Source organism: Herbidospora daliensis (assembly GCF_001570585.1).
Lineage (GTDB): Bacteria > Actinomycetota > Actinomycetes > Streptosporangiales > Streptosporangiaceae > Herbidospora > Herbidospora daliensis.
Window position 1 is genome coordinate 24,473 of record NZ_BBXF01000009.1, and the last position, 23,001, is coordinate 47,473.

Consider the following 23,001-nt stretch of genomic DNA (forward strand, 5'->3'; position numbering starts at 1 on the left):
CGCCACTCAGCGTTCAAACCGCACCGCAATGGAAAACATCCCGAAATTGCGGCGCAACCGTGACATGGGGTTGGAACATGGGGACTTGTCCGCAATGGCCAGAAGATTGCAGCCGATTGTGCGATGCGGAGTAAGGCCCGTTACACGATAGTGGCATAGCGTCGGTTGCATGAGCGTTGCCATGCCTTTCTGGATCGCCGGCCGTCCCGCGAAGGGAGAGGCCGAGCTGATCGTCACCAACTCCCACGACGGCCGGACCGTCGGGGTGACCTCCTTCGCGACCCCCGATCAGGTGGAGGAGGCGGTGGCCGCCGCCCACGCGGTGGCGCGTCAGGCCGCGGCGCTGCCGATCCACGTCAGGGCCGAGGCGCTCGCCCACGTGTCGCGGCGCATCGCCGAGCGGGCCGACGAACTGGCCCGGCTGATCAGCGGTGAGAACGGCAAGCCGATGTTCTGGGCCAGGGGAGAGGTGAACCGGGCCGTCTCCACCTTCCGCTTCGCCGCCGAGGAGACCCGCCGGTTCAGCGGCGAGGTGGTCCGCCTCGACACCGAGGCCGCCGCCGCGGGCCGCATGGCCTACGTCTCCCGGGTGCCGCGCGGGCCCGTGCTGGCGATCTCGCCCTTCAACTTCCCGCTCAACCTGGTCGCCCACAAGGTCGCCCCGGCCATCGCGGTCGGCGCGCCGGTGATCGTCAAGCCGGCCCCCAAGACGCCGCTGTCGGCGCTGGTGCTGGGCGAGATCCTGGCCGAGACCGACCTGCCCGAGGGCGTGTTCTCGGTTCTCACGGTGCCCAACGACCGGGCCGCCGCGCTGGTCGACGACCCGCGCCTGCCGGTGGTGTCCTTCACCGGCTCCACCCCGGTCGGGTACGCGATCATGGACCAGGTGCCCCGCAAGCACGTCACCCTCGAACTCGGCGGCAACGCGGCGGCCGTGGTGCTCGCCGACGCCGACCTCGACTGGGCCGCCACCCGGATCGCGCTGTTCTCCAACTACCAGGCCGGGCAGAGCTGCATCGCCGTCCAGCGGGTGATCGTCGACGAACTGGTCGCCGACGCCTTCGAGGGCAAGCTCGTCGAGGCCGTGAACGCCCTGGTCACCGGCGACCCCGCCGACGAGAAGACCCAGGTCGGGCCGCTGGTCTCGGTGGAGGCCGCCGAACGTGTCCAGGCGTGGGTCGACGAGGCGGTCGCGGCCGGCGCCAAGGTGCTGGCCGGCGGCACCCGCGACGGCGCGACCTACGCCCCGACCGTGCTCGCCAACGTGCGCAAGGACGCCAAGGTGGTCTGCGAGGAGGTCTTCGGGCCGGTCCTGGTCGTCCAGCGCGTCAACGGGCCCGACGCGGCCTTCGCCGAGGTCAACGACTCGGCGTACGGCCTGCAGGCCGGCGTGTTCACCCGCAGCCTCGACCTGGCGTTCCGGGCCAACCGGGAGCTGGAGGTGGGCGGCGTGATCATCGGCGACGTGCCCTCCTACCGGGCCGACCAGATGCCCTACGGCGGCGTGAAGGACTCCGGCGTCGGCCGTGAGGGCCTGCGGTCGGCAATGAACGACTACAGCTACGAGAAGGTGATGGTCCTTACGGGCTTGACGCTCTGACGAATTTTGGGTGACAAAAACGGGCATAGGGGATTGGGTCTCCCTGATTAGGTAAAGGCTTCGGCCATGAAGGCGGACGATGTCGTGGACCTCCTGGGCCGCACCCCGGGACTGTGGGTCAATGACGAAGACGGCGACGACGATCCGGTGCTGCTGCGTTCCGACGGCAGCCCGGTGGACACCTGGCGTGAGCACTACCCCTACAACCAGCGTCTCGAGCGCCCCAGCTACGAGCGCGACAAGCGGCTGCTCCAGATCGAGCTGCTGAAGCTGCAGTACTGGCTGAAGGACACCGGCGGCCGCCTGGTCATCCTGTTCGAGGGCCGCGACGCGGCCGGCAAGGGCGGCACGATCAAGCGCTTCATGGAGCACCTGAACCCCCGTGGCGCCACCGTGGTCGCGCTGGAGAAGCCCAGCGAGCGCGAACGCACCTCGTGGTACTTCCAGCGCTACATCAACCACATGCCGGCCGCCGGCGAGATCGTGCTGTTCGACCGGTCGTGGTACAACCGCGCCGGCGTCGAACGGGTCATGGGCTTCTGCACCGACGAGCAGTACGAGGAGTTCATGGTCCAGGCCCCGATGGTCGAGAAGCTTCTCGTCCGCGACGGGATCAAGCTGGTCAAACTCTGGTTCTCGGTGTCCCGCGCCGAGCAGCGCACCCGGTTCGTGATCAGGCAGGTCGACCCGGTACGCCAGTGGAAGCTCTCCCCGATGGACATCGCCTCCCTCGACAAGTGGGACGAGTACACCCAGGCCAAGGAGCGCATGTTCGTCAGCACCGACACCGACGAGGCCCCCTGGACGGTCATCAAGTCGAACGACAAGAAGCGCGGCCGGGTCGAGGCGATGCGCCACGTGCTGAGCCTGTTCGACTACGACGACAAGGACACCACGATCGTCGGCACCCCCGACCCCCTGATCGTCAGGCAGGCCGCCGACATCGTCGACGAGGACCTGTCGGACGACACGAACGAGTTCAGCCTCTAGGCCTTCTCGGCCATGTCGAACACCTGCTTGGCGGCGCTGCCGAAGTAGGGGCCGTACATCATCGAGTTGTCGTCGCTGTACTTGAAGCTGCTGACCGATGTCACCGTGCCGCGTCCCGTGGCCGCGTCGAAGCCGGTCAGCCACGGGCCGCCGCTCGCCCCCGCCGTCAGGTCACACCGGAGCCCCTGGTCGTGGGTCTGGCTGTGGGGGTCGGGCCGGGCCGACCCGGCGCAGTACATGAGGCGCTCGCCGTCGTAGGGCGGGTCGGCCGGGTAGCCGAATCCGTGGGTCTGCTGGCCGCGCTTCACCCCGAAGCCGATCTCCAGGGCGCCCGCGGCGTCGTTGACGTGCCGGCCCAGCTGGGGGTTGAGGGCGACCATGCCCACGTCGTAGCTGTCGTCGGCGGCCCGTGACCAGGGCCCGGCGACGAACATGCGGCGGGCCGAGAACGTGCCCAGCGGGCGGGCGCCCTCGTCGTAGCCGGGCACGAACACCCAGTTGCGGGCCCACGCGCCGGTGCCGTCCTTGACGCAGTGGCCCGCGGTGACCACGACGTCGCGGTTGGCCGACCGGACCGACCCGGCCGAGCAGACGAAGTCGACGCCGTCCATGGTCAGGAAGACCCGGCCGGCGGCCCGCCCCACCAGGCCACCGGACTGCCACCGCGCCGAGGACACCGGCGCCCGCCGGGCCTGGCGCGTCTTCGCCGGGGCCGCCTGGCGTTTCCGCTTCGGCCCGAGGTTCTCGGAGAGCTGCCGCACCACTTCCAGCAGCCCGATGGGCAGGGCCTTCGCCATGCGCTCCGGCGTCCAGTAGCCGGCCGGCGCGGCCGCGGCCCAGTGGTGGACGACGTCGGGCGGCGGCACGGCGGCCGGGTTCAGCGAGGCGAGGACGAGCGTCAGCGCGGTCAGGACGGGGGTCATGGCCCCAGATTGTGGACCACTATCCGTGTTCGTATGACTACTTTTGGTAAATCAGGTGAGCGAGGTGCGCTGGGCGGCGTTGTAAAGCGCCTGGGCCTCGCCGCCGAAGTAGGGACCGAACATCCAGAAGCTGGCGAAGTTGTACTTGAAGCTGTTCACCGAGTTCAGCATGCCCGCGCCGGTCTTCTCGTTGAAGTTCGAGAACCAGGGCCCGCCCGACGAGCCGCCGGTCATGTCGCAGTTCAGGCCGAGGTCGTCCGACAGCAGGAAGTCGTCGAAGACCCGCCCGCTGCAGTAGGTCAGCTTCGAGCCGTTGTACGGCGCGGCGGCGGGGAAGCCGAAGGCGTACATCTGGCGGCCGCGCGGCTGGTTGAAGGCGATGCCCTGGCCGCCGACCACGTCGGTCAGGTACTCCCCGTCGAGCGGGGCCACCACGGCCGCCGCGAGGTCGTGGTTCATGTCCTCGCTGCGGCTCCACTGCGGCGTGGTCAGCAGGTCGGTGGCGACCCAGGTGCCGAAGGGGCGCTCGCCGCTGTCGTAGCCCGGCACGAACACCCAGTTCTTGTGGAACGCTCCACCGAGGCGCACGCAGTGCCCGGCGGTGATGACGACGCTCTTGTTGGCGCTCGTCACGGCGTTGCCCGAGCAGGAGGCGTTGCGCCCGGCCCCGGAGCCCGCGGCGACGGTGAAGAAGACCCGGCCCGTGGTCTTCACCACGGCGCCGCCGCCGTTCCAGGGGGCGCCGTCGGAGGTGGCCGAGGCGGCGGCGGGCTGCCCGGCGGCGGCGTCGGCGGTGAGGGTGGGCTTGACCGAGGCGGGCTTGGCGTCGGGCAGGTCGAGGAAGGCGGCCGCGCCGCTGGCGAACCGCTGGGCGCTGGCCGCCGGGGCGTCGAGCGGCTTGGCGGCCTCCATCTTGGCCTCGGTCCAGAAGTTCTCCACCGCGCGCTGCTCGCTCTTGGTGTCGGCGGCCGCCACGGCCACCGGCTTGGGCTCCGCGCCCTGGGCGACCGCGGCGGGCAACAGCGCGGCCACGATCGGGACGGTGACTAAGGGGGCCAATCGCATGCGTACCTCCGTTATCGGATGTCCTGACGCGCGAAATTAGCGACCCCGGTGTCCTGCTTTCTCCTTTATGTACATATGGATATAGCGGGATACGGGCATAGATTGCCTGGAATAACCCGAGGCTCAGGCGTACCGGGACGTGGCGCACAATGGTGCGGTGAACCGACCGGAAATCCCCTCACGTTCGATCACGGTGCTCGGCTCGACCGGCTCGATCGGCACCCAGGCTCTCGACGTCATCGCCCGCAACGGGTTCCGGGTGGCCGGGCTGGCCGCCGGCGGGGGCCGTCCCGACCTGCTGGCGCGACAGGCCGCCGAGTTCGGCGTCCCGTCCGTCGCCGTGGCCGACCCGGCGGCGCTGCCCGCGCTCCGCGAGGCGCTGAGCGCACGGGGGGCCGCGCCCGAACTGCTGGCAGGCCCCGAAGGGGTGGCCGAGCTGGCCTCCCGGCCCTGCGACATCGTGCTCAACGGGATCACCGGCGCGCTGGGGCTGACCTCCACCCTGGAGACCCTCAAGGCGGGCACCGCCCTCGCGCTGGCCAACAAGGAGTCGCTGATCATCGGCGGTCCGCTGGTCAAGCGGCTGGCCGCGCCGGGGCAGATCCTGCCGGTCGACTCCGAGCACTCGGCGCTGGCGCAGTGCCTGTGGGCGTCCGGTCCCGGCGGTTACCGGCCGGAGGCGGTGCGCAAGCTGATCGTCACCGCGAGCGGCGGGCCGTTCCGGGGGCGGCGGCGGGCCGACCTGGCCGACGTGACGCCCGAGATGGCGCTCAACCACCCGACCTGGAACATGGGCCCGGTCATCACGATCAACTCGGCGACCTTGGTCAACAAGGGCCTTGAGGTCATCGAAGCGCATCTGCTCTACGACATCGGGTTCGACCGGATCGAGGTGGTCGTCCACCCGCAGTCGGTGATCCACTCGATGGTCGAGTTCGTCGACGGGTCGACGGTCGCGCAGGCCAGCCCGCCCGACATGCGGCTGCCGATCGCGCTCGCGCTCAGCCACCCCGGCCGCTTCCCCGGCGTGTCGTCGCCGGTTGACTGGACCCGCGCCAACACCTGGACCTTCGAGCCGCTCGACGTCGAGGCGTTCCCGTCGGTGCCGCTGGCCCGCCACGTGGGGGAACAGGGCGGCACCGCGCCCGCGGTCTACAACGCGGCCAACGAGGTGTGCGTCGAGGCGTTCATGAAGGGCGCGCTGCCGTTCCTGGCGATCGTCGACACCGTGGCCGAGGTGGTCGAGGAGCACGAGGTCGGCCGGGCCGAGTCGATCGAGGAGGTCCTGGCGGCCGACGCCTGGGCCCGCGCGCGGGCGGCCGAACTGACCGCTTAGACGTCGCGGGCTTGGACGTCGCGGCGCCCGGCCCGCGCGGCCGGTCGGCGCCGGGTAGGCGGAGCCGTGACGGGAGAGGGCGTGAAAAGGCCCGGGGTGGTCAGAGCCCCGGGCCTTCTCAGATCACATCAGGTCACGCTGCGGTGCAGGTGAGGGTCGGGATCGGGTTGGTGCCCGACTGGGAGGCGAGGAAGCCGAATGTGGCTGAGGCGTTCGCCGCCAGGTTGCGGTTGTAGCTCTCGGGCACGGCCGTCACCTGGCCGCCCGATGAGGTATGGGTCGCGCCCCACATCTGGCTGATGGTCTGGCCGTTGGCGAAGGTCCACCTGACCGTCCATCCCGAGATGGCGGCGTTGCCGGCCTTGACCGTCACCGAACCGTTGAAGGCCCCCGGCCAGAAGCTGGCGATCGAGTACGTCGCCGTGCAGCCGCCGGTGCCGCCGCTGGGCGACGGGGTGGGGGTCGGCGTCGGGGTGGGCGTGGGCGTCGGGGTGGGCGTGGGGGTCGGCGTCGGCGTCGGGTTGGGCGACGGGCTGGAGGTGCCGCCGATGCCGGTCACCTGGCCGTTGCCGCCGTCGAAGACGACGTCGGAGCAGCCGTAGAACGTCTCGTTGCTGTCGGAGCGCTGCCACACCGAGTAGATGATGTGACGGCCGCTCTTGCCCGACGGCAGGTTGGCGTTCCAGTAGTAGTAGGCGTTCTCGTTGCCCGGGTTGCCGACGCTCGGCGGGTTGGTCGAGGAGTCGAACGGGGTCGACTCGAGGTCGCTCCAGGCGAGCGGGCGGGTCGGGCTCCACGAGTCCTTGGTGATGTACAGGCGGAACGTGCCCGGGTGGGCGGCCCACTTGTTGTACCGCATCTGGATGTTGGCGCCCGAGGTCAGGTGCGTGACCGGCCAGTCGTTGCGGGCCAGGTCGAAGCCGCTGAAGTTGTAGACGACCGCCGCGCCGGAGCACAGGGAGCCGTCGGGGATGAACCCGGACATCCGGCCCGCGCCGTCGGAGCGGAGCGTCGCGAACCAGTTGTAGAGGGAGTTGGTGCCGCTCTGGGCGACGGCCGCGGCGCAGGCCGCGTTCTTGGGCTGGATGGCGCCGTTGCCGTTGAGGCCGTCCTTCCAGCACAGGTACGTACGACTGCCCGGCACCATCAGCGCACCGTGGGCCTGGGCGGGGCTGGAGACCAGCATGGTCACCGCCGTGGCCGCCAGCGCCACCATCGCGGTGGTTATGGCGGTGATCCTGAATCTGAGCGTTCTACTACGTGGTTTGACCACGGATGTCCCTTTCACCTGGCGATGGCTGCTGCCAGCCTCGTTATGGGGCGGCCAAACGCCGCACTGCTGCGGGAGCGCTCACGCGATTCGGAATGTAAATCGGGCTTTCCGGCCTGCCCAGGTCACAGGGGTCGTTCGCGGCTTTTGCCCAGGTCGGCGATGAATGATTCATCGGAAGCTGGGGCAGCGGGTGGGCGCGCGGGTTTGGCCGATCCGCCGCCTGCCTAGACTGATGGACGTCAAGGACGACTCTTAGCGCAAGGTGCTGAAATGTCTGTTGATCTTGGGATTCCCTCCCTCCCGGTCAAGCCGATCTCCCCCCGGCGCCGCTCGCGTCAGATCATGGTGGGCTCGGTGCCGGTCGGGGGTGACGCCCCGATCTCCGTGCAGTCCATGACCACCACGCTCACCGCCGACGTCAACGCCACCCTGCAGCAGATCGCCGAGCTCACCGCGTCGGGTTGCCAGATCGTCCGGGTCGCCGTCCCGTCGCAGGACGACGCCGACGCCCTCCCCATGATCGCCAGGAAGTCGCAGATCCCGGTCATCGCCGACATCCACTTCCAGCCGAAGTACGTGTTCGCCGCCATCGAGGCCGGCTGCGCGGCGGTCCGGGTCAACCCCGGCAACATCAAGAAGTTCGACGACAAGGTCGGCGAGATCGCCCGCGCGGCCAAGGACCACGGGGTGCCGATCCGCATCGGCGTGAACGCCGGCTCCCTCGACCCCCGCCTGCTCGCCAAGTACGGCAAGGCCACCCCCGAGGCGCTCGTTGAGTCGGCCCTGTGGGAGTGCTCCCTGTTCGAGGAGCACGACTTCCGCGACATCAAGATCTCGGTCAAGCACAACGACCCGGTCGTCATGATCAAGGCCTACCGGCTGCTGGCCGAGAAGTGCGACTACCCCCTCCACCTGGGCGTGACCGAGGCCGGGCCGGCCTTCCAGGGCACGATCAAGTCGGCGGTCGCCTTCGGCGCGCTGCTGGCCGAGGGCATCGGCGACACCATCCGGGTGTCCCTGTCGGCGCCGCCCGTCGAAGAGGTCAAGGTCGGCAACCAGATCCTCGAATCCCTCAACCTGAAGCAGCGCGGCCTCGAGATCGTCTCCTGCCCCTCCTGCGGCCGGGCCCAGGTCGACGTCTACACCCTCGCCGACCAGGTCACCGCCGGGCTCGACGGGCTGAAGGTGCCGCTGCGGGTGGCCGTCATGGGCTGCGTCGTCAACGGCCCCGGCGAGGCCCGCGAGGCCGACCTCGGCGTCGCCTCCGGCAACGGCAAGGGCCAGATCTTCGTCAAGGGCGAGGTCGTCAAGACCGTGCCCGAGTCGCAGATCGTCGAGACCCTGATCGAAGAGGCGCTGCGGCTGGCCGAGGAGATGGGCGTCGACGTCGACCTCGACGACGACGACGCTCCTGGGCCGCAGGTCATCGTCCGGTGATGATTCGGTAATCCGCTTCGGCGACTCCGTGTGATCGCCCCGTCACTTGGGGGAAGCTGGCCTCTGTCGTGTGAGCAGAGGAGAGAGCGCGTGAAGCGAGTCGTCGGGGTGGTCTCCGGGGTCACCGTCCTGTCCGCCGGGCTGGTGGCAGGGGTGGTGGCGGAGCCCGAGGGGGCCGTTGCCGCCCAGGTCGTGCCCCCGCAGCGGATCGTGTGGGGGGCGTGCGCGACCCCCGGCCCCAAAGGCACTCCGCCCGCCACGCTGGCCGAGATCCTCAAGGAGCTGACCGGGAACGGCGGCGGCCTGGGCCAGGCGGTGCCGGCCCGGACCGCGGCCGGTCCCGAGTGCGCCAACGTCCGGGTGCCGCTCGACCCGGCGCAGCCCGCCGGGCAGCAGATCACCATCGCGCTCAACCGCTTCAAGGGCAGCGCGCCCCGCGACGGCAACCACCTGGGGCCGCTGCTGGTCAACCCCGGCGGGCCGGGGGCCTCCGGGCTCGCGCTGGCCCGCCACGTCGCCGCCTCGCTGCCGGCCGACGTGGCCGCCCGCTACGACGTGATCGGCTTCGACCCGCGTGGCGTCGGGGCCAGCAAGCCCACGCTGAGCTGCGTCGACCCCAAGCGTTACTACGCGCCGCCGCGCGCCGACAACGTGCCGGCCGACGAGGCCGCCGAGCGGGTGCTGCTGGGCCGCGCCGAGACCTACGCCGCCGCCTGCGGCAACCGGTTCGCGTGGATGTTGCCGTACATGACCACCGAGAACGCGGCCCGCGACGTCGAGGCGCTGCGCCGCGCCCTCGGCGAGGAGAAGATCAGCTGGCTGGGCTACTCCTACGGCACCTACCTGGGTTCGGTGTACGCCACCCTGTTCCCCGACCGGGTCCGCCGGATGGTGCTCGACAGCGTGGTCGACCCCACCAAGGTCTGGTACGACGCCAACCTCGACCAGAACGTCGCCTTCGACGAGCGCCACCGCGACTTCCTCGACTGGGTGGCCGACAACAACGAGCTCTTCCGCCTCGGCGAGACCGAGGAGGACGTCTCCTTCGCCTGGTACGGCATGCGCAAGCGCCTGGCCGAACGCCCCGCCGGGGGCGTGGTCGGCCCGAGCGAGCTCGACGACACCTTTACCGTTGCCGGCTACACCGACGCGGTCTGGGCCAGCTTCGCCCGCGCCTTCTCCGACTACGTCCGCAAGGGCGACGTCACCGCCCTGGTGAACGCCTACCGCAAGCACGGCGAGAACGACGCCGCCGACGAGAACAACTACGCCGTCTACCTGGCCACCCAGTGCCGCGACGCCGCCTGGCCGCGCGACTGGGCCACCTGGCGCGCCGACGCCCGCCGCATCTACGCCCGCTCGCCGTTCATGACCTGGAGCAACACCGTCTACAACCTGCCCTGCGCCTTCTGGCCGCAGGCCGGGGGCACCCCGGTGGCCGTGGGCGGGAACCGGAGCTTCGCGCCGGTCCTGATCCTCCAGTCGCGCCGCGACGCCGCCACCCCGCTGCGGGGCGCGCTGACGGTCCGCGACCGGTTCCCGTCGGCCCGGATGATGCTGGTCGGGGGCGGCAACCACGGGGTCAGCTTCGGCGGCAACCCGTGCGTCGACCGGCAGGTGGCGGCCTACCTGAAGGACGGCGTGCTGCCCCAGCGCCGCCGCCCGGGGAGCGAGCCCGACCTCACCTGCCCGGCGCCGGGGGCGCGGACGGCCGCCCGGATGGCCTCCACGGGAGGCGATTCGACCCACGAGACGTTGACCCGACTCCTCCTCGGTCGCTGACCAATCGGGGGGTCTGGCGTAGGCTGGGCGGGTGATGCTGCGTACGTCGGCGTCGCGCGTGCTGGACGACAACGATCGCGACGAGGTGCTCCAGATCCTCGACGCAGATCCGGTCGCCAACGTCTTCGTCGCCTCCCGGGTCAGGTCGGTCGGTCTGAGTCCCTCCCGGTTGGGCGGCCAGATGTGGGGGTTCGGCCCGCGCGGCGGGCTGACCTCCCTCTGTTACGCCGGCGCCAACCTGGTGCCGGTCAACGCCTCCCGCGAGGCCGTCCACGCCTTCGCCGACCGGGCCCGCAAGCAGGGCCGCCGCTGCTCCTCGATCGTCGGGCCCTCGGCCGCCGTGGAGCACCTGTGGGAAAGGCTGGAGCCCCATTGGGGCCCGGCGCGGGCGATCCGCTGGGCCCAGCCCGTCATGTCGATCAGCTCGGCCCCGCAGGTGGCGCCCGATCCGCTGGTCAGGCGGGTGCGGCCCGAGGAGTTCGGCACCGTCCTGCCCGCCTGCGTGGCGATGTTCACCGAAGAGGTCGGCGTCTCGCCCGACAACGGCGACGGCGGCGCGCTCTACCGGTCACGGGTGGCCGAGCTGATCCGCATCGGCCGCTCCTACGCCCGCATCGACGAGGGCCGGGTGGTCTTCAAGGCCGAGATCGGCGCGGTGACGCCGCAGGCCTGCCAGATCCAGGGCGTCTGGGTCGACCCTCTCTACCGGGGGCGGGGGCACGCCTCGTCGGGCATGGCGACGGTGGTCGAACAGGCCCTGAAGTACTTCGCCCCCGTGGTGACCCTCTACGTGAACGACTACAACGCACCCGCCCGAGCGGCCTACCGCCGGGTGGGTTTCCACGAGGTCGACACCTTCACCTCGGTGCTGTTCTGACCAAGCGGTCGAGCAGCCGGTTCAGCGCGGCCTCCGGGTCTTCCGTGAGGCCCGCGTGGACCGGGCCGGTGCGGACGATGGTCGAGCGCGGGGCGGTCAGCCAGCGGAATCTGCTGCCCAGGGACTCCGCGTTCAAGGGCCCCTCCTCGGCTGAGCAGCTCAGTTCGTAGGCCATCAGGGAGTGCAGCACGCCGGGCAGGTTCGCCGACGGGCAGAGGGTCTGGAGCCTCGCGGCGTCGAGGTCGGTGCGGGCGCACAGGTAGTCGCGCGGCTGGCAGTAGACGATCACGCCGGCGTTGATCAGTTCGCCGCGCTCGATGTCCGGGACGACCTGGATCAGCGCGTACTCGTAGACGTCGCGGGTCATGAGCGCCAGAAGCCGCCGATCGTGTTGGTCCGCACGGGAGTCTTGGGTGCCGCGGTCAGGTCGGGATGCCAGGCGATCGAGGCGGCTCTCGTCAGCAGGTGGTCGACGTAGGCGTCGCGGGGGTCGTCGCCGAGCCAATCGCCGGGGACCTGGGAGACCGCGTGCCGCAGCAGGTCTTCGCTCACCGGGAGCGGGATCACCTCGGCCGCGAACCTCGTCATCACGTGGTCGCTCGCGTCGAAGGGGCGCAGCGGGTCGGCGCGCGGCCAGTTGTGGTGGAACCACAGGGCCGCGCCGTGGTCGATCAGCCAGATCGCGTCGTGCCAGACCAGCAGGTTGGGGTTGCGCCACGACCGGTCGACGTTGTGGATCAGGCCGTCGAACCAGATCAGCTTCCCGGCGAACTCCGGGTCGGGGTTCCAGACCGGCGGGTCGAAGCCCAGCGCGCCCGGCAGGAAGTCGATGGCCAGGTTGTCGCCCGCGCTGGCGTTCAGCAGATCCTGGATCTCCTCGTCGGGTTCGCGGCGGCCCAGCTGCGGGTCGAGGTCGATCACCTTCAGGTCGGGGGTGGCGAAGCCGAGGCCCCGGGCCAGCTCGGCGCAGATCACCTCGGCGACCAGCACCCGGCGGCCCTGCCCGGCGCCCCGGAACTTGACGACGTGGGTGCCGAGGTCGTCGGCCTCCATCACGCCGGGGAGCGAGCCGCCCTCGCGCAGCGGCGTGACGTAACGCGTCGCCGTGATCCGTTCCAGCACGCCGGACAGGTTACCCGGCTGGGCGAGGGGTGGTGCGCCGGGCCGCTCGTGGGGGAGCCGATCGGCCCGGCGGCAGCACCTGCCCGTGAGGCGGTCAGCGGTCGTGGGCGGGGATCCACCACATCCGGCCGTCGGACACCTCGTGGTAAACGTCGAGCAGGTCGCAGCCGGTCACCTTGCTGCGTGACTCGGCCGCGGCCCAGGCATAGACCCCCCTGGCCATGGCCCCGGGCTCCTGCTGGACGCGGAGGGCGTACACCCTCGCCCTTATCTCATGGATCTTGTGGTCGTCGGGCTCCGCCTGGACGGCGAGCTCGGCCAGCTGGCAGGCCAGCCGAAGGTCGCCCTCCGCCGCGGCGACCACCGCGCGCCCCGCCACGGTTCCGGCGCCCGCCGCCAGGTCGGCGATGGCTCTGGCGAAGACGGCGTCCGGGGCGGGCTTGAGGCTCGCCGGGTTGCCGTCGTGCCAGCCGCCGTGCAGGCGCCAGATGTTGCGCACGATGAACTCGGGCTCGTCGTAGTAGGGCTGCAGGTAAGGGCGCTGCGACAACTCCAGCGGTGGCTTCACGGTGTGCAGGATCTCGTCGAGGCGCGCCCCCGCGTTCATCAGGTCGAGCGTCTGCTCGACCAGACTGTCGAGGTAGTCGGCCGTGTCGATCAGGGCCCGGCGCACCCGCATCGCGCCGGTGATCGGCAGGCCGTGGCCGGGCAGCAGGATCTCCGCGTCGAGCGTGGCCATCGTCCGCAGCGCGACCGCCCACTCGTCGGGGTAGCGCTGCACCCGCTGCGGATTCCCGGCGCTGGGGGTCACCCAGACGAACAGGTCGCCGGTCAGCAGGATGTTGCGTTCGGGGATGTGCGCCCACGTCGCGTCGTCGGTCTCGCCGCGCGCGTGGTGGAGCTCGAAGGTGACGTCCCCGAGCGTCAGGGTGAACCGGTCCTGGTAGGTCAGGTCGGGCACCCGGTAGGTGGCCGGCCACTGCATCTGCCCGAACCCGAACTGCCGCTGGTTGATGACCGAGTTGTAGCCGGCGGTGCGGGCGTACCGGGCGAACCGGTTCGCCACGCCCTCATGCGCGACGACGATGGGCCGCGTCCCATCTTCGTCGTCGAAGCACTCCATTCCCCCCACATGGTCGAAGTGCCCATGAGAGAACACGGCGTAGCGAACCGGTTCCTCCGACCAGGCCCGGATGGCCTGGTGCATCGCCGGGGCGTCGATGGCGTTGCCCGTGTCGAACAGCGCCAGCCCCGCCTCCCCCTTGACGGCGTACACGTTGCCGAAGGCCGGCCACATGGCGACGCCCTCGGTGACCTCCTGCACGCCGTCGGCCCGGAGCTCGGCGAGCGGCACCTCGTGTGCCCGCACCGCTCCGCGCCACACCTTGTCGGCGTACTCCAGGATCCCCATGGAGCCGATGGTGCCGTGCTGGCTTCGTTTGTCGCAGTAGGGAGCTCCCTACAGCTCGCCGCGCTCCACCGCGAGGGCCACTTCGAGGCGGGAGCGCAGACCCGTCTTCGCGTAGACGCGGCTCAGGTAGACCTCGACCGTCTTGCGGCTGTAGTGCAGCTCGTCGGCGATCTGCGGGTTCGACCGGCCCTCGGCGACCAGCTCGATGACGCGGCGTTCGGCCGGGGTGAGGGTGGCCGAGGGCGCGGGGGCGATGCCGGCCTCGCGCATGTGCTGGAGGGTGCGGTCGCGCCACGGGACCGCGCCGAGCGAGGTGAAGATGGTGTGCGCCTTGGCGAGCTGCGCCGGGTCGGCGTACAGACCGAGCATGAGACGGGCGCGGGCCTCCTCGTAGGGGAGGCCGCGCGCCTTGTCCAGCGCGGCGTGGGCGCGGTCGGCGTCGCCGAACGCCCACGCCATGGCCAGGTCGGCGGCCACCTTGGTACGCGGGGTGCCGTTGCGGGCCGACTCGTCGAGCCGCTCGGCGGCCGGCCGCGCGCCCACGGTCTCGCCGGTGATGGCGTGCCAGATCACCTCCACCGCCAGCACCCGGTGCAGCACCTCGGGCACCCCGGTCGCCTTGGCCAGCTCGATCGAGCGCCACGACGCCGCGCGGTCGCCGGTGCCGAGGAACAGGCGCGCGTTGTACATGTGCCGCAGGCCCGTCTGGGTCGCGCTCGCCGGCGGCGGGTCGGCCAGGATCGCCCGCGCCTCGTCGTAGCGGCCCTGGTCGAGCAGGATGTCGGCCTCGACGTTGCGCAGCAGCGCGTGGTTCTCCAGCAGGCCCGCCTCGGTCAGCGGCCCGGCCGAGACGCGGATGTCGGCCAGCGCCTTCTCCCACTCGCCGCTCAGCCGGCGGACCACGGCCGTGGTGCGGGCGTTCTGCCCGGCGATGTCGTGCCAGCCGAGGCCGCGGTGGATGTTCTCGGCCTCCTCCAGCAGCTTCAGCGGACGGGTCAGCTCGCCGCCCGTCGCCAGCACGTGGGCGGCCGACTCCAGCGCGGCCAGCCGCGCGCCGGGCGGCATCGCGGCCGCGAACGTCAGCAGGAACGACACCGCCCGCTCGGTCTGCGGCCAGTCGCCCTCGACCAGCGCCCACATGGCCAGCGCCCCGGCCGTGATGACGCGATCCTCCGGCGGGCAGCTCGGCAGGCCCGCCCAGGCCAGGCGCGCGGCGTCGTCGGGCGGGCGGCGCAGCTCGCCGAGCAGCAGCGCCCGCTGGGCCAGCATCGCGGTCGGGTCGTCGGCGCGGGGGAGCTGCCGGGCCAGGATCGCGAGGGCGACGTCGTACCAGCCCATCGCGTGGGCGGCGCCGACGGCCACGTAGGAGGTGCGGGTGTGGCGGCGGCCCGGCGGCAGCAGCGCCAGCGCCCGCTGCGCCGAGTTGAGCGCCAGGGCCGGGCGGGAGCCCTTCCAGTACGACAGCGCCTGTAACGCCATCAGCTCGCCCTTGTGCTCGGTGATCTCGGCGGCCCGGCCGTACCAGTGGGCGGCCGACAGCGGGGCGGTCCAGCGGGTCACCTCGGCGGCCCGCAGCATCGCCGTCCGCGCCTCGTCGGGGGAGCCGCCCTCGGCCATGTGGGTGGCCCATTCGAGCACCCGGCGGGCGCCGCTGAGGCCCTGCCGCTGGAGCATCGCGGCGATGCGGGCGTGCAGGCGGCGGCGTTCGCCCGCGTTGAGGTCGGTGTGCAGCGCCTCGGCCACCAGCGGGTGGGCGAAGGCGTAGCCGTCGCCGGTGTCGACCAGCACCTCGTCGCGCACCAGCGCGACCAGCGCGCGTTCGGCGGCGCGTTTGTCGAGGCCGGCGAGCTCGGCGACCTCCTCCAGGGTGCCCGGCGTGTCGATCGCGGTGGTGTCGCGGGTGCGGCCCAGCGTGGCCAGCACCCGCGCCAGGTCGCGGCCGGCCTTGTCGCGCTGGAAGATGCGGCTCAGGATCGCGCCGCGGCGGGCGCCCGGGTCGGGGGAGCGCACCGCCCCGCCCTGGACGAGCGCGAGCACCGCCTCCTGAACGAACCACGGGTTGCCCTGGCTCTCGGCCAGCACCCGGTCGAGCATGCTGTCGCTCGGCGCCCGGTCGAGCAGCGAGGTGATCAGGTTCCTGACCTCGGCCCGCGAGAGGGGGTCGAGGCGTATCGACAGGTCGACCTCCAGCGACGGCGGCCGCCGCGCGGTCACCACGATCGCCAGCCCCGGGCAGCTGCGCGGCAGCGTCTTGAGCAGCCGCAGGGTGTCGGCGTCGGCGTGGTGGACGTCGTCGACGGCGAGCAGGGTGCGGCCCGGCAGGGCGGCGATCAGCTGCGCGGCCAGCGCTCCCGGCGAGGCCACCGGATGGCCAGACTGGTGCCCCAGCGCGGCGCGGTCGATGGCGTCGTACAGCTCCCACAACCGCTGCTGCGCCTTCGGTTCGCGGCCGAGCGACTCCAGGGCGTCGACGAGCGGCGCGTAGGCCAGGCCCTCGTCGAGCTCGCGGGCCCGTCCTCTGAGCACGCGGAAGCCCGCCGCCTGGGAGGTCAGCTCACCCAGCAAGTGGGTTTTGCCGAGCCCCGCGGCACCCGTGATCAGGATGGTGCGCGGCGTTTCCCGCAGAGCCGATTCCAGCTCACGCAGGAGCTGGGCACGGCCGAGGCCCCTGTTGACGGGACGTCACCCCCTTCACGTGCGTCACAGAGCTGACGCGGTGATCCGGTTGAACGTTCACCCGATGTGTGCAGAAATCGTAGATTGCCACGGCGGTCGTGACCAGACCGGCGGCCTCACCGTCAGATTCGGCGATTAGTGACATGGCGGTCGGGTGCGCCGGAACGTACATAACAGATCGTGGCTTACACCGATGAGCAGCTCGGCCTGGCCGCCCAGGTGAGGGCCGCCCTCCTGGCGCCGCCCGCCGACGCGCGGCTGCCCGGCTGGGACGCGCTCGCCGCGACCGGATTCCTCGGGTGTTTGGTATCGCCGGCGTCCGGCGGGCTCGGCCTGCGGTTCGCCGACACGGTGCCCGCGTTCGCCGAGACCGGCCGCGCCGCGCTGCCCGGCCCGCTGGTGGAGACGTGCGTGCTCGGCGCGCTGCTGCTGCCGGAGCGGTTCCACGGCCCGCTCGCCCGCGGCGAGCTGCGGGTCTCGGCCCGCATCGGAGACGCCGTGTACGCCCCCGACGCCGACGCCGCCGGCCTGCTCGTGGTGGAACGGCCCGGCGGGGTCCTGGAGGCCCTCCCGCCCGCCTCGGTCCGGCTGACGCCCCGCCCCGGCCTCGACCCGGCCCGCCGCCTGTTCAGCGTGGCGACGGAGCGTCCCGGCCTGCCCCTGGGCACCCGGGTGTCGGCCCTGCCGGCCCTGCGGATCGCGACCGTCGCGGTGGCCGCCCAGCTCGTCGGCCTGGCCCGGCACCTGTGCGCGGTCGCGGACCTGCCGCCCGGCGCGGCCGACTGCGCGGGCTCTCTGGTGTACGACGCCGCGATCGTCGCCGGCGACCACGAGTCGCGGGCCGAAGGGGAGGTCGTGCGCGCGGTGAGCGCGGCCAAGGCCGCCGCCGGGGAGGCCGCCGCGGAGGCGGCCCACGCGATCCTGCGGCACGGATCGCGCGGGCACGACCTCTGGGTGGCACGGGTGTGGTCGCTCGGGTCGGCGTACGGAGACACCGGTCTGCACCGGGCGCGGCTCAGAGCGGCGCGCCTGGGGATCCCGGAGCTCTACCGCCGGTGACGGCCCCGGTAGTCCTTCGACGCCGAGGGCGCCGGGCGCCGGTGGCTGGCCAGGAAGGCCAGCGCCAGGAGCACCACCAGCAACGGCGCCACGAGCCCCTGCGCGCTCAGCGCGTGCGGGACCGAGGAGGGCGCCGGCCGGCTCGCGGCCACCGGGAGGGTGCTGATCTCCGGAGCCGGTGAGACGTGCACGAGCGGCGACTCCGCCGCCATCTCCTTGAGCAGGATCACCTTGGGCGTGGGCCCACGGGGCGCCTCAGAGGCGGTCTGGGCCTCTTCGGCGGTGTCGGCCCAGACGAGCGGACCACGGTCCGGACAACCGTTCTCGTCGCTTCCGGTACACCCGCCGGGACCGACGTCGGCAAGGGAGCCGGAGTCGGACGAGATCCCAGGAGTGACGTCGGCGCCGATGCCCGACCAGACGTGATGCGATCCGGGACTGGACCAGGTGTCCGACCCGATGCCCGACCTGAACCCGTTCCCGTCCTCGGAACCGCCACCGAGCCTGGTGTCGGGCCGGGGACCGATCTCGATCCTGGGCAGCCCATGCGGTCGGGCCCCACTCTCGGCCCCGTCGCGGTCAGGCCCGCGGCCGAAGCCCGCACTGGTGTCGGATCCATCGTGGGTGCCCGCGCCGGTCCGGCTTCCGCTTTCGGCGTCCGATCCGGTGTGGGTCCCGGTCTTGCCGTCCGTTCCGGCGTCGGTACCCGGGCCGGTGCGGCTCCCGGTCTCGGCGTCGGATCCGGCGTCGCTCCCGGGGCCGGTGCCCGTGCCGGCGTGAGTTCCGGTTCGGGCGTCGGAGTCGGCGTCGCTTTCGGGACTGGTGCCTGCGGTGGTGTCAGGTCCGTCGCCGCCATCCGATCCGGTGTCGTTACGCGAACCGGTATGGGTTCCGGTTCGGTCTTCGGAGTCGGTGACCGAGCCAGGGCCGGTCTTCGTGCCGTTGTCAGATCCGGACTCGGTGTCCGTGCCGGTGCCCGATGCAGGCCCGGATTCGGTGTCCGAACCCCTGCCGTGGCCGGGGCGGCCGTCGAAGCCGATGCCTGGTTTGTCCTCGAAGCCGCCGCCGGATCTGGTGTCCGGCCGGTCCCACGGGCGTGGGTGGGGGCCCATGCCGGGGCGGGTGCCGGTCTCGGTGTCCGAGTCGGTGTCGGTCGAGGTGTCGGTGCCGGTCTCCGGTGGGCCGGCGGTCTTCTCCAAGAGTTGTTCCGGGTAGCCGAACCCGACGACCGTCCCCTCGTCGTGGGTTCGTTCCTGGACCATGTTGCTGGTGTTGCCCTCGATCGAGGTGAACTGCGATCCGTTCACCTTCGTCACGAGTCCTACGTGATCGATACCGTCGACGCTTCCTCCGCCGTCCCAGTCGAAGAAGACGACCGCCCCCGGCTTTGCCTCGCGGCCCCAGGCCCCCTGCGCCTGAAACCACTCCGCGTGCGCGACGGTGTAGGAGAACTCTCCGAACCAGTCGCTGTAGCCGAGCTTGTTCGCCCCCCATGACAGGAACATGTCGCACCACGGCTGGTACGAGTAGTCAGCGTCGGTCTCGACGGCGTTGTACCAGTCCCCGAACTTGGTGTAGCCGCCGGATTGCTCTTGGTATCCGATCTCCTTCCTCAACAACGTGATGAGCTTCTGCATCTCTGGGGTCATATGTGACATCCATTACGCTTCGGGGTAAACCTGCGTGAATGGGATGTTCAACGACCTTTAAGGTACAGGTCAACTCACTTTACTCAAACATGACCAAACGGAACATATAGGATCTTCCCAGGTCAGAGGGCTCGACCGGGCTCCGACTCCGACGGCGGCGGGTTTTCCGGCTCCTCCTCCACCGGACAGGCGGGCGCGTCGAGCGTCACCGTCTGCGCGGCCGTGTCTCCTCCCGGCGACGCCGTCACGCTCACCTGGCGGACGTCCCGCGCCCCGCACGGGGCCTGCCGGTAGCCCGTCTGGAAGTCGCGGGTGTACTCCTTGTCCCCGCTCAGCTCGGCCGACGCGGTCGTCACGATCGGGTTGGTCTCCCGCTCGCCGACCCGGACCGTCCGGGTGAACGTCACCGTCAGCGTGATCGCCGCCGTGCTCCCCGAGGTCACCCGCACGGTCGCCACCGTGCCGTTCCACCCCGTCAGGGCGACCGACGGCGGGGCGCACTTCGGCCCGGTGACCTGTTTGCGGCTGGTCTGGACGCCGTTGGCCGCCGCCGGTTCGGTGGTGATCTGCACGACGTACGTCGCGGTCTGGCCGCAGGCCGGTTCGCCCAGGTCGGTGCGGGCGGTGAAGGAGTACTCCCGGTGCCCCGACAGGGTCGTGCTCGACGACTTGGTGAGCTCGCCGTCGCGGCCGAAGCGGGCCAGCACCTTCACCCGGCCGAGGCCGTCGGCCTTGAGGCGCACCCCGGCGGCCTTGCCGTCCCAGCCGGTGATCGTGACGTTCTCGACCGCCGGCGGCGGGCACGGGCCGCCCTTGACCGAGACGGTCTTCGAGGCCGCCTTGCCCGCTGAGGGCGAGGTCTCGACGGTGATGCGCCGGTAGGAGGTCGTACCGCAGGCGGGTGGGGTGAAGGCCTGCTGCACGACGGGGGCGTAGGCGGTCGCGCCCGCGAGCGGGACCACCTGCGGCGGCAGCGTGTCGAGCGCCGACTTGTCGGCGCCCTCGGCGAACCGGACCGTCATCGTGACCTGGGCCGGGGTGGTCGCCGCGAGCCGGATCGTGGCCGACTGGCCGTCGAACGACTGGATGCCCAGGCCGGAGACCTTGAGCGGCGGCGGGGGAGCGGGGGTCGTCGGGCCGGCCGTGGCGGTCGCGGTGGCGGTCGCGGTGACCGTCGGCGTGGCGGAGCCGGGCGGCAGGACCGTCGACGGCTGCTCGGTGGTGGTCTCCTCCGCCGGCTCCTCGGTCGGCGGCTCCTCCTCCGGCGTGGCCGGGGGCGGGCTCTCCTCCTCCGGTACGGCCGTCGTCGGCTCCTCCTGGGCCGGGGTCTGCGTGGGCGGGCGTAACGTCGTGCCGCCCGCGACGGGGGTCTGGCCGTTGGCCGCCACCACGATCGCGATCACCACGGCCGCCACCAGCGACCCGGCGATGGCGAACCTCGGCGCGAACCGGGTCAGCCGCTGGCTCAGGATCGTGCGCGCCAGCGAGGTGTTCACCTGCGGCGGGGGCGACGACGACTTGGCCAGCGGGAACATCAGCGCCATCAGCGTGGCCAGCTCGGCGAGGTGCCGCCGCCCGCGCTCCTCCCAGTCGCGCCCGTAGGCCGCCAGCGCGGCGAGCTCCAGGTCGGCGACGAACTGGTCGGCGGTCGGCGGCCGGGCCATTGGATCCTTGGCCATGCCGCGCCCGACCAGCGCCCGCACCGACGCCGGCACCTCCATCGTCGGGATCGGCGCCCCCTGGTGCTGCCGCCGCAGGGTGCCCACGTCGAGCGAGTGGAAGGGCCGGTGCCCGGTCAGGCACTCGAAGAACACGCAGGTCGCCGCGTAGACGTCGGTCGCCGGGCTGGCCGGGTTCCCGGCCCACTGCTCCGGCGCCATGTACGACGGCGTGCCCGTCGCCTGCCCCGCCTCGCCGACGTGGCTGGCGATGCCGAAGTCGGCCAGCTTGCTGGTGCCGTCGGCCTGGACCAGCACGTTCTCGGGCTTGTAGTCGCGGTGCACCACGCCGTGGGCGTGCGCCGCCGACAGGCCCAGCAGCGACCCCTTCAGCACCACCAGCGCCGCCTCGGGCGAGGTGTTGCCGTGCTCGGCCAGGATGCTCCGCAGCGACACCCCGTCGACGAGCTCCATCACGATGGCCGCCTCGCCCCGGGGCGACTGCACGTATTCGTACAGCCGCACCACGTTCGTGTTCTCCAGCTCGACCATGAGCCGGGCCTCACGCTGGAAGCTGGCCAGGAAGCCAGGGTCACGTCGCAGCGTCTCGCTCAGATACTTGATGGCGACATAGGCTCCGGTCGTCTCATAGGTCGCCAGCACGACCCGGCCGCCACCCCCGGCGCCGAGTTCGCGTACCTCCCGGTAGCCCGGGACCGTCCACGTGCTCAACTGCGAAGCCCCCTCCATCGGGCACCCGGCGCGAAATGTCACCTAACGCCGCGTACTCATACGAAGGTCTCACCGCATCGTCAGCTTGTCACCGGACTAGAAATGTCACCTTGTCGCTGCAAACCGGTTGGGCATAGGGCGTAACCGACAGTGGCGAAGCCCTGACCTGCGTCGTTGCCCTGACCTTGGCGAACAGGGCGCGAGCATTGATGTCCGTTGGCAATACTGGAGGGCAGAGGTGACCGGTATGCCCGGTCCGTATCGCGGACATGCGTAAATAGCGAAAAAGTTCGTCCGGATATCCCCTTGTCCAGGGCCGTATCGCGTGTCCAGAATCTAATTTTGGGGGTGGGACACCATGATCAGAGTCGCCGTTGCCGACGATCACCCGCACGCACAGGCCGGGATCCGCCGCCTGCTGACCCGGATGCCCGAAGTGGGGTCGGTCGTCACCGCCCCGCCCGCCGACGCCGAGATCGACGTCGTCCTCCTGGCCCTCTACGGCGGCGACCGCCGCCCGGCCCTCACCGAGATCGAGGGGTGGGCGCCCCGGGCCCGCGTCCTGGTCACCGCCGCCGCGGGCGAGCCGGCCGACGTCGTCGACGCCCTCCAGGCGGGCGCGTCCGGCTATCTGCCCAGGAACACCACGCCCGAGGAGTTCCGGCACGCCGTCCTCCAGGCCGCCGCCGGCGGGTTCGCGCTCGGCCAGGGCCTGGCCTCGGTCCTGCGCGGCCAGCTCGCCTCGGCCACCTCGACGCTCTGCCTGCGGCCCGCGTTGTCGCCGCGCGAGACCGAGGCGCTGCGGCTCATCTCCACGGGCTGCACCCACCCCGAGGCGGCCAAGGCCATGAACGTCGAAGAGCTCTCCGTCGACCAACTGGTCGTCCGTATCCAGGTGAAACTGGGTTTCGGCAACCCCCGAGACCTCCGCCGGGTGACCGAAGACCTGGGACTCCAAAGGCTCTGAGGGTTGCGTGTGGCTCGGCGTCGGGAAGACGCTGGGCCCAGTGGAACCGTACGAGAACGAGGAGCAGATCCGCCTGCACCTCGCGGCGATAGCCAGAAGAGCGGCCGGCCCCGAAGTCGTCGACGCTCTCCTCGCGCACGCCCGGGTCGCCCGTTCGCCGGCCTCGGTCGACGGGGCGGTCCGCGCCGCGCGGCTGCTGTGCGAACACGACGCCCTCGAACACGGGGGCACGCTGGTGCGCGCCCTCCGATCGGGCGCCGACACCCTGATCCGCCGCCCCGCCATGGCGCTCCCGCTGGCCGAGGAGGCCGTCTCCCTGGCCCGCGGCCTGGGCGGCCCGCCGCTGATCGTCTCCCTGGCGACCCTGTCACGGGTGCTCCGCGCGGCGGGGAAGGCGGCCGAGGCCGACGCCGCCGAGGCCGAAGCGGAGTCGCTATCGTGACG

Annotated in this window: 18 protein-coding genes and 1 pseudogene; 9 read left to right on the forward strand and 10 right to left on the reverse strand. The window is 71.5% G+C overall.

What is annotated here, in order from left to right; genetic code table 11:
* Positions 1–169 precede the first annotated feature (169 nt).
* On the forward strand, positions 170–1,600 hold the full coding sequence (locus AW274_RS34040; protein WP_062441584.1) for an aldehyde dehydrogenase family protein: 1,431 nt from the start codon (positions 170–172) through the stop codon (positions 1,598–1,600).
* 66 nt (positions 1,601–1,666) lie between these two features.
* The gene (gene ppk2 / locus AW274_RS34045) at positions 1,667–2,590 is read left to right on the forward strand and encodes a polyphosphate kinase 2 (RefSeq protein ID WP_062441588.1); all 924 of its coding nucleotides are present in this window, start codon (positions 1,667–1,669) and stop codon (positions 2,588–2,590) included.
* Here ppk2 and AW274_RS34050 read toward each other — a convergent pair.
* Both AW274_RS34050 and AW274_RS34055 read right to left on the reverse strand, forming a co-directional pair.
* Positions 2,587–3,513, reverse strand: coding sequence for a trypsin-like serine peptidase (locus tag AW274_RS34050; protein WP_063813838.1), 927 nt, complete (start codon positions 3,511–3,513; stop codon positions 2,587–2,589). The genes ppk2 and AW274_RS34050 overlap by 4 nt on opposite strands.
* 51 nt (positions 3,514–3,564) lie before the next feature.
* Positions 3,565–4,578 carry a trypsin-like serine peptidase gene (locus AW274_RS34055; protein ID WP_062441591.1) on the reverse strand — a complete coding sequence of 338 codons (1,014 nt, stop codon included), beginning with the start codon at positions 4,576–4,578 and terminating at the stop codon, positions 3,565–3,567.
* Positions 4,579–4,735: 157 nt separating this feature from the next.
* On the opposite strand from AW274_RS34055, the gene dxr reads away from it, so the two are divergent.
* Positions 4,736–5,914, forward strand: coding sequence for a 1-deoxy-D-xylulose-5-phosphate reductoisomerase (dxr, locus tag AW274_RS34060; RefSeq protein ID WP_083975308.1), 1,179 nt, complete (start codon positions 4,736–4,738; stop codon positions 5,912–5,914).
* A gap of 133 nt (positions 5,915–6,047) precedes the next feature.
* Here dxr and AW274_RS34065 read toward each other — a convergent pair whose 3' ends face one another.
* On the reverse strand, positions 6,048–7,130 hold the full coding sequence (locus AW274_RS34065) for a lytic polysaccharide monooxygenase (protein ID WP_062441595.1): 1,083 nt from the start codon (positions 7,128–7,130) through the stop codon (positions 6,048–6,050).
* Positions 7,131–7,457: 327 nt separating this feature from the next.
* On the opposite strand from AW274_RS34065, the gene ispG reads away from it, so the two are divergent.
* The 3 genes from ispG (at position 7,458) to AW274_RS34080 (ending at position 11,283) form a co-directional block, all read left to right on the forward strand.
* Entirely contained in the window at positions 7,458–8,624 is a 1,167-nt protein-coding gene (ispG, locus tag AW274_RS34070; protein ID WP_062340816.1) for a flavodoxin-dependent (E)-4-hydroxy-3-methylbut-2-enyl-diphosphate synthase, read from the forward strand.
* Between the two features lie 90 nt (positions 8,625–8,714).
* Positions 8,715–10,406 (forward strand): alpha/beta hydrolase, encoded by a 1,692-nt coding sequence (locus AW274_RS34075; RefSeq protein WP_062441597.1) that lies wholly within the window; start codon positions 8,715–8,717, stop codon positions 10,404–10,406.
* 34 nt (positions 10,407–10,440) lie between these two features.
* Complete coding sequence (locus AW274_RS34080; RefSeq protein ID WP_062441601.1) at positions 10,441–11,283, forward strand: GNAT family N-acetyltransferase; 843 nt, start codon at positions 10,441–10,443, stop codon at positions 11,281–11,283.
* Here AW274_RS34080 and AW274_RS34085 read toward each other — a convergent pair.
* The 5 genes and pseudogenes from AW274_RS34085 to AW274_RS42830 form a co-directional block, all read right to left on the reverse strand.
* The gene (locus AW274_RS34085; protein WP_062441604.1) at positions 11,264–11,650 is read right to left on the reverse strand and encodes a DUF3037 domain-containing protein; all 387 of its coding nucleotides are present in this window, start codon (positions 11,648–11,650) and stop codon (positions 11,264–11,266) included. The two genes, AW274_RS34080 and AW274_RS34085, sit on opposite strands and share 20 nt — an antisense overlap.
* Entirely contained in the window at positions 11,647–12,405 is a 759-nt protein-coding gene (locus tag AW274_RS34090; protein WP_062441607.1) for a HipA family kinase, read from the reverse strand. The genes AW274_RS34085 and AW274_RS34090 overlap by 4 nt, the downstream gene beginning before the upstream one ends.
* Positions 12,406–12,499: 94 nt before the next feature.
* The gene (locus AW274_RS34095; protein WP_062441609.1) at positions 12,500–13,816 is read right to left on the reverse strand and encodes an alkyl sulfatase dimerization domain-containing protein; all 1,317 of its coding nucleotides are present in this window, start codon (positions 13,814–13,816) and stop codon (positions 12,500–12,502) included.
* Between the two features lie 48 nt (positions 13,817–13,864).
* Positions 13,865–15,910 (reverse strand): helix-turn-helix transcriptional regulator, encoded by a 2,046-nt coding sequence (locus tag AW274_RS43090; RefSeq protein ID WP_369408691.1) that lies wholly within the window; start codon positions 15,908–15,910, stop codon positions 13,865–13,867.
* A 135-nt stretch (positions 15,911–16,045) separates the two neighbouring features.
* Positions 16,046–16,468, reverse strand: a pseudogene (locus tag AW274_RS42830) (ATP-binding protein); the annotation flags it as partial.
* A 204-nt stretch (positions 16,469–16,672) separates the two neighbouring features.
* Here AW274_RS42830 and AW274_RS34105 point away from each other — a divergent pair.
* Entirely contained in the window at positions 16,673–17,551 is an 879-nt protein-coding gene (locus AW274_RS34105; RefSeq protein WP_062441616.1) for a hypothetical protein, read from the forward strand.
* Here AW274_RS34105 and AW274_RS34110 read toward each other — a convergent pair.
* Positions 17,539–19,188, reverse strand: coding sequence for a CHAP domain-containing protein (locus AW274_RS34110; protein WP_062441619.1), 1,650 nt, complete (start codon positions 19,186–19,188; stop codon positions 17,539–17,541). The genes AW274_RS34105 and AW274_RS34110 overlap by 13 nt on opposite strands.
* A 134-nt stretch (positions 19,189–19,322) precedes the next feature.
* The gene (locus tag AW274_RS41620) at positions 19,323–21,590 is read right to left on the reverse strand and encodes a serine/threonine-protein kinase (RefSeq protein WP_062441622.1); all 2,268 of its coding nucleotides are present in this window, start codon (positions 21,588–21,590) and stop codon (positions 19,323–19,325) included.
* Between the two features lie 358 nt (positions 21,591–21,948).
* On the opposite strand from AW274_RS41620, the gene AW274_RS34120 reads away from it, so the two are divergent.
* Both AW274_RS34120 and AW274_RS34125 read left to right on the forward strand, forming a co-directional pair.
* Positions 21,949–22,557, forward strand: a complete 609-nt coding sequence (locus tag AW274_RS34120; protein ID WP_062441625.1) for a response regulator transcription factor — start codon at positions 21,949–21,951, stop codon at positions 22,555–22,557.
* A 40-nt stretch (positions 22,558–22,597) separates the two neighbouring features.
* Positions 22,598–22,999, forward strand: coding sequence for a hypothetical protein (locus tag AW274_RS34125; RefSeq protein WP_062441629.1), 402 nt, complete (start codon positions 22,598–22,600; stop codon positions 22,997–22,999).
* The last annotated feature ends 2 nt before the right edge of the window (positions 23,000–23,001 follow it).